6 protein-coding genes and 1 pseudogene are annotated in these 6,783 nt (G+C 63.8%); 4 read left to right on the top strand and 3 right to left on the bottom strand.

Features of this window, described 5'->3' with window-relative positions; all coding sequences use genetic code 11:
- From AC1DYI_RS23090 to AC1DYI_RS23080, 3 genes and pseudogenes are all read left to right on the top strand, one after another.
- Positions 1-172: pseudogene (locus AC1DYI_RS23090) on the top strand (O-methyltransferase); the annotation flags it as partial.
- 14 nt (positions 173-186) lie between these two features.
- Positions 187-1,053: an SDR family oxidoreductase gene (locus AC1DYI_RS23085; protein ID WP_477206474.1), complete on the top strand. Its 867-nt coding sequence runs from the start codon at positions 187-189 to the stop codon at positions 1,051-1,053.
- A gap of 125 nt (positions 1,054-1,178) precedes the next feature.
- Positions 1,179-1,970: an SPFH domain-containing protein gene (locus AC1DYI_RS23080; RefSeq protein ID WP_477206473.1), complete on the top strand. Its 792-nt coding sequence runs from the start codon at positions 1,179-1,181 to the stop codon at positions 1,968-1,970.
- 63 nt (positions 1,971-2,033) lie between these two features.
- Here AC1DYI_RS23080 and AC1DYI_RS23075 read toward each other — a convergent pair whose 3' ends face one another.
- Positions 2,034-2,987, bottom strand: a complete 954-nt coding sequence (locus AC1DYI_RS23075) for a S1 family peptidase (RefSeq protein ID WP_477206472.1) — start codon at positions 2,985-2,987, stop codon at positions 2,034-2,036.
- Between the two features lie 415 nt (positions 2,988-3,402).
- On the opposite strand from AC1DYI_RS23075, the gene AC1DYI_RS23070 reads away from it, so the two are divergent.
- A complete protein-coding gene (locus AC1DYI_RS23070) occupies positions 3,403-3,810 on the top strand; it encodes an acyl-CoA thioesterase (protein WP_477206471.1) in 408 nt (135 codons plus the stop codon).
- A 128-nt stretch (positions 3,811-3,938) separates the two neighbouring features.
- Here AC1DYI_RS23070 and AC1DYI_RS23065 read toward each other — a convergent pair whose 3' ends face one another.
- Together AC1DYI_RS23065 and AC1DYI_RS23060 are read right to left on the bottom strand one after the other, a co-directional pair.
- Entirely contained in the window at positions 3,939-5,162 is a 1,224-nt protein-coding gene (locus tag AC1DYI_RS23065; RefSeq protein WP_477206470.1) for an outer membrane protein assembly factor BamB family protein, read from the bottom strand.
- A gap of 172 nt (positions 5,163-5,334) precedes the next feature.
- On the bottom strand, positions 5,335-6,783 hold a 1,449-nt coding region (locus tag AC1DYI_RS23060; protein WP_477206469.1), incomplete at its 5' end, for an amidase family protein.

Below are 6,783 nucleotides of genomic sequence, written 5' to 3'. Positions count from 1 at the left end.
GTACGGCGATGTGCTTGATTTGATCGAGCCTCGTTTGCGGCCGGGAGCGCTGGTGATCGCCGACAACGTCGATTGCAGCCCCGAGTACCTGGAGCGCGTCCGATCGGCCGGCGGCGGCTACCTCTCCTTGCCGTTCGACAAGGACGTCGAGCTCTCCATTCGCCTGCCTTGAATCAAGGAACAACCATGCACGTTTTCGTTACCGGCGCCACCGGCTGGGTCGGGTCGGCCATCGTCAAGGATCTCATCACCGCCGGCCATCAAGTGACCGGTTTGGCCCGCTCTGAAGAAAAGGCAGCGGCCCTCATCGAGGCTGGCGCCAAGGTAGTCCGCGCCTCGCTTGACGACTTGAAGGAGCTGACCACCGCGGCCGACTCGGCCGACGCCGTGATCCACACAGCGTTCAACCACGACTTCAAGAATTTCCAAGCCGGCTGCGACCAGGATCGTCGAGCCATCGCCACCCTCGGGGGAAGTCTCGTCGGCTCGGGGCGCCCGCTCCTCGTCACGTCCGGCTTGTTCGGCATGCCACGCGGTGCCACGGAGGCAGACAGGTCCAACCCTGGATCGCCGCGGGTGTCCGAAGCCACCGCCAGGTCGATCGTCGAGTCTGGCGGAAAGGTGGCCACCGTTCGTCTTGCGCCCTCCGTGCATGGCGTGGGCGACCATGGGTTCATCCCGATGCTGGTCCGCCTGGCGCGTGAGACGGGTGTGTCGGCGCACCTGGAAGGCGTCGAGAACTTCTGGTCGGGGGTGCATCGGCTGGACGCAGCTCGCGTGTACCGGCTTGCTCTTGAAGAGGGCGTGACGCAGTCGGTCTACCACGCGGTGGCCGATGAAGCCGTCTCGTTCAAAGCCATTGCGGAGGTCATCGGTCGTCGGCTTGGCCTGCCCGTGGAACCGCGTGGCCCCGAGCACTTTGGTTGGTTCGCCCTCTTTGCCGGTGCCGACATGGCGGTTTCCAGCCAACGAACCCGCGAGTTGCTGGGTTGGCAACCGGCCGGCCCGACGCTGCTCGCCGATTTGGACCAGCCCGCCTACTTCGGCGCGTAGGTTCAAGAACCTTCAGGTGTTCGGCGGACGTTTGAGATGGATTTCGCGACGACTGGATCGAGGCGCAGTAAGCTGCCGCCAAACCAGACCTTCACGTCATGAATTTCCTGAACCGAGGGACCGCCATGAGGATCTTGATCCTGCTTCTTTCCGCCGTGCTCTTGTCTGGCTGTCACCGCATCGTGACGCCTCCAGGGTCGGAGACTGTCTTGATTGACAACCCATGGTTCTTTGGCCACGGTGGCCCAAGAGATGAGACGCAGAAGCCGGGGCTGTCGTGGTACTGGATCACGACCGAAGGTCTGGAGGTGTCTCTGGCGCCTACCAAACGCGACGAGCCGCTGGAGCACCTGGCCACAGGCGACAACAACTTCATCAACTACGCCAGCTACATCGTTCTTCAGTGGAGAGACCCGGCCGAGCTCGTCAAGAAGTTCGGCTACACCGGCTGGTATGAACACAACCTGAAGGAACAGTACCGAACCATCGTCCGCGACGTGACGAAGAAGTACTCGATGACGCCGATCATGACGGACCCCGAGACGCTTGCCTCCATCGAGAAGGAGATCGCCGGCGAATTTCGTGCGCACATCAAGACGACGGGTCTGCACGTCGACTTGATCAACGTGAACATGGGAAAGGCACTCCCCGACGCCCCCGTCATCGCCGAAATGAACGCAACCGCAGTTCAGCAGCAGCGCAGGAAGACGGAGACCCAGCGCAAGCTCGCCGAAGACTCGCGACTGCAAGCCGAACAGAGCCGCGCGAATGCGGACAACGCCTACCGAGAGCAAATGAAACTTGACGCCGCGCAGTTTGTGCAGCTGGAGGGCATCAAGCGGTACTCAGAGGCGTGCAAAGAGAGCAAGAGCTGCGTGATCGTTCAGGGCAACACCCCCGTGATGGTTGGCCACTGAAATGCCTGACGGACCGAGGGCCTGCCGTTGTGTCGGCAGGCCCTCGGCGAGCGGTTGGCAGCCTCAGGGGTTGGTGACCTGCTTCTTGATCCACTTCGCGTACGACCCGACGCGAGCGAAGTACCCCGGCACATCGCCGCAAACGCGCGGGCCACCGCTGACCACGCCGATCTGCACGGGCTTGCCGCTGTCGTTCTTGCCGACCAGCGGACCACCGGAGTCGCCGTAGCAAGCGCTCTTGCCCGGCGCCGCGAGGTCACCGGCGCAGACGTTGTTGTCGGTCAGCTTGCCTTTGTAGAAGCTCAGCCCGTTGCACTCGGCGATCGTGTTGCGAACGAGCGATGCCTGGTACAGCACTTCCGGACCCGCCTGGTCCCACTCGAGCGCACCCCAGCCCATGACGGTGGTGTTCGAGTTGTCGGGAGCGACGTCGTCGTCAATCGCGGCAGAGCCTGCGTAGATGACCGGGGCGATGTCGGTCACCGTTTCGGCCAGACGCAGCACGGCCACGTCCCCCTGCAGGAACGGTGTGGCGCCAAAGGTCGGATGGACGGTCACCCGCGTGACGTTGATGCGCCGGCCGCCGCTGACCAGGCTCTGCGTGCCGACCAGCACTTGCATGTCGCTGGCCTGCGCGCCCTGGACGCAATGCCCAGCGGTCAGCACATGGTTGTCGTCGATCAACGAGCCGCCGCAGAAATGGGCGTCGTAGTTGTTCGAATTGCTCTTGTCGACCAGCGACACCATGAACGGCCATTTGCCCGGCTTGGCCGGCTTGCCATCGACGATCAGTGGCGCTTCGGCGTTGCCTTGAGGTTGCGGCACGCTCGCGAGCAGTGCTTCCACACGAGCGCGGTGCGGATTGGCAGCGCGTGCCAACTGCTCAGCGCTTGACGCGGTGGTCTGCGCCGTTGCCGATGCGGCGACCAACGTTGTCGTGGCGCTCAGCGCCGCCATTGCCGCGACGTGGCTCTTGAAAGGCACGGCGAAGCGCGCCCACTTTGAAGCTTGAATCATGCATCCTCCTGGATGGCAAAACTGTTGAGGGGATGCCGCGGCAGGATGCAATGTATGGACGATGCGGAACCAACGAAAGTGGGCAGGCGCCGGATATGAAGCTTATTGACCGTTACGCTCGAGTCGCTCTCGCCGTTTGATCAGCCAGTCGAAGCAGCGCATCACTGCGCATTCGATCTGTCAACGTAACAGATTGGTTGAATGTCTCTGCAGACGTTGGGAGGTTGAGAGTCTTCTTCGGTTCGACGGGCGCGATGACGCTGCACCGGCCGCTTGTTCGAACATGTGCGGGTCTAACTGGTCAAATGCTATGTAGCTTGATGAGATCTGCAGGCAAATCCTCTGGGTGCGGACAGCGCGCCGTCGTGCGAGTTCTTGTGCCCCACCACCTTCCAAGATCAGGAGAGCACGACCGATGTTTCAAACAAAGCGCGTTGTACTGTTCGGCGATTGCGATCCCGCCGGTGCTGTCTACACGCCTCGCATCGCGCACTACGTGATCGAAGCAGGTCTCGAATTCCTCGCTCATGCGCTGGGCACCCCTGCAGAGCGCAGCCTGATCGCACAGGGAATTCTTCCCCCGGCGCGCGCGTTGAACCTGGAGTTCCTGGCGCCCATGGTCTGGGACGACGAGGTCACGGTCAGCGTGTCGGTCCCGAAGATGGGTCAACACTCGTTCACTCTGCAGTTCTCGGGGCGAAATCAACACGACATCGAGACCTTTTGCGGCACGGTCACGCATGTCTGCATCTCTTCGGAAACAAGACGTCCTGTCGCTTTGCCGCCGGAGTTGCGCGCTTGTCTTGCCAGACACAGCCGCTGATGATGCTGCCGGCATTCGAATGCTTTCAATGTGGACGGGCCCTCGCAATCGCTTCAGTCGGGAGCTGGAGCCTTACGGGCATGAGTTGGTAGGAGTTGCAGTAGAGGACGGCAGCAGTTGCTGGCCCTTCACAGCCCCAGCACCACGATCCGGCCGCGATCAACGATCACGACGCGGCCGTCGACGACGGTCGTGCCGAGGCCGGCCAGCGGCAGGTCCAGGTCGACCCGATCGAGTTCGTTGCCAGTGTGCGCATTGAAGACTTGCAGGTAGTGCACCTGGCCGTCGTGGTAGTCGTGATAGACCGCATACAGAAGCTTGTTGGCCCAAACCAAAGTGGGTGCCACGCTCAGGGTGTTGCTGTACTTGCGATGCCACAACAAGCGGCCGTTCGTCGCGCTGTACGCCGAAACCCAGATACCGCCGGTCACGGCATAGATTTCTGAGCCGTTTCCGGACAGGTGGGAGGTGAAGGAACCTGTTTTGGAGGCCTTCGTCCACAAGGTGTGGCCATCGGCCGCGTCGAAGGCTGCCATGGTGGGGTCCTGCAGCGGCCCCACGATGACCTGGTCGCCCATGACGAGTGGTGGATGAACGAGTTCATACCTGAACTGGTGTGTCCACAGCAGCCCGCCGGTGGCCAGGTCAAAGGCGCGGACAGACCCTGGTGTGGTGCAGCAGACGGTCGCCGTTGCCACGAACACGCGGCCGTTTGCCACGCTGGGCGAGCTGTTGGTCCCGGTGCCGGTTGCAGATTGCCACATGACATGCCCATCGGTGCGGCGCACCGCCACGAGGGCCTGGCCTTGCGTGGTGACAACCAGCATGTCGCCGTTCAGTGCCAAGCCGCTGGTGACCTTCTTGAAGTCCGCGCCCGCCGGCAAGTCGGTGCTCCAGAGCTCAGCCCCGGTGGCCGGATGGTAGGCGCGCAGTACGTTCCGGCTGCCGTCCGCCGCGGCGGTCGACAGGTAGACCGCATCGTGATCCACCGCCGGCGCACCGCATTCGCCCAGGCTTGCAGACGCCTGGTGCCAGAGGACATTCCCCGTTGGTGGATCCAATGCGAACAAGCCGCCGCGCGCCGCGCAGGTGAACATGCGGTTGTCGAGCTGACTCACGCTGCTGACATCGCCACTGCCGGTAAGCGGGCGCTCCCAGATGACCTTCAATCCCTGGACGGTCTCTTTCGAAAGCGTCGACTCGACGGGGTTGGCGTACCCCTTGCTGCTTGAGAACCCATCTTGCGCCCACTGGGCCTGCGCGGCCGGCAGCGCGGCGATGCTCCATGCGAGCGCCATCAATGCGCGGCGCAGTTGGCTGGACACCAAAGGCTTGAAATGCTTCACGATCATTTTCAGCTCCTGACAAGGCGGCTTGCTCGACGGGCGGCGCGCTACTTCTCGAACCGGACTATGCGGCCGGCTCGGTGGTTAGCACTGGCGACGATCAGCCGCAAATGTACTCAGGTGCGATGGAGCTGGGCCAAGTGGCGCCAGAGGGCGCCAGGGTTTTGCATGGCAACACTCAAGCGGCCGGCTTGTGCTGTGCCCACGGCGCCGCGCTCTCCAGGTCGAACGCCAAGCCGAAAAGAAGCTGTTCGCTGCCCAGCCGCGCCGCGAACTGGCTGCCAATCGGCAGGCCTGATGGGCCTCTGCCCAGCGGCACCGACATGGCGGGCGTGCCTGCGACGTTGTGCACCGGTGTGTAGGACACATAGCGGGTGAGGCGGTCGAACATCTGTGCTCCGGCCACCTCCGGCCCAAGATAGCCCAGAGGTGGCGGCTCTTCGCTGACCACCGGTGTCAGCATGACGTCGACCTGCTGGAAGAAGGCGTCGAAGCGGCGCGCATGCTCTGCGAAGAATGCCGTCGCCTTGGCGCCAGCATCGGGCGGTTGCCTGCGGAAATGATCGGACAGGTACAGCGTCCAGGGCTCGAGCACGTCCTCAGGCTTGCGGCCCTGCGCCTCGGCTGCGGCGCGCATGCGATCAGCGCCGCCACTCCAGGCGACCATGAAATGAAGAAAGAATTCGTCGCCATCCACCGGCAGGCGTGCGGGCTCCACCTGGTGGCCCATGGTGGCGCAGAGCGTGGCCGTGTCTTCAAGTGCGGCCCTCACTGCCGGCGTGGGCTGTTTGCCGAACACATTGGCGGTCGAGAAGCCGATCTTCAATCGGCGCGTGCCCAGCGGCTCCAGTGCCGCCACTGGCTTCAAGGGCGCTTGCAGGTCTTGACGCTGGTTCCACATGAACAGGCGCGCGCTGTCTCGCACCGATCGGCTGACGCAGTTCTCTGCGCCGGAGTCTGTGGCGAGCGAACCCCACATGCGACCGCGGCTGGGCTTGAGACCGAACAGCCCGCAGCAAGATGCCGGAATCCGGATCGATCCGCCGCCGTCGCTGGCATGGGCGAAGGGCAGCATGCCCGAGGCGACCGCCACGGCGGCCCCACCCGACGAACCGCCGGCCGAGCGCGTGGTGTCCCAAGGGTTGCGAGACGGGCCGAACAGCTGCGGCTCGGTCGAGCCGTTGAGCGCGAATTCGGGCGTGTTGGTCTTGCCAAGGACGACAAGGCCTGCCGCAACGGAGCGCTTGACGATCTCGCTGCTGTCTTGCGAAACGTTCTGAGCGAGCAGCCGAGAACCCGCCGTCCTGCGTGTGCCCTGCAGGTCCACCAGGTCTTTGAGGGCATAGGGCACGCCGCGGAACGGGCCCTCGGGCAACGGCGCGTTCGCCTCGCTGCGCGCACGCTCATACAAGGGTGTCACGATGGCGTTGAGCCGCGGGTTGAGCGCCTCGATCCTTGCGATCGCGGCCTCAAGGAGTTCAGCTGGGGAGATCTCGCGGCGCTGAACAAGCTCGGCTTGCGCGGTGGCATCGAGCCAGGCGAGGGCGTCGTTGCGTTGGGCGTCGCGGCTGAGGTTTGTGCAGCCGGCCATCGCCAGGCTGCCGAGGCCTGCGCCGGTGCCCATGAG

It is taken from the genome of Ideonella sp. P3_A4 (assembly GCF_056403075.1).
This window is presented reverse-complemented; position numbering and strand designations above follow the sequence as displayed.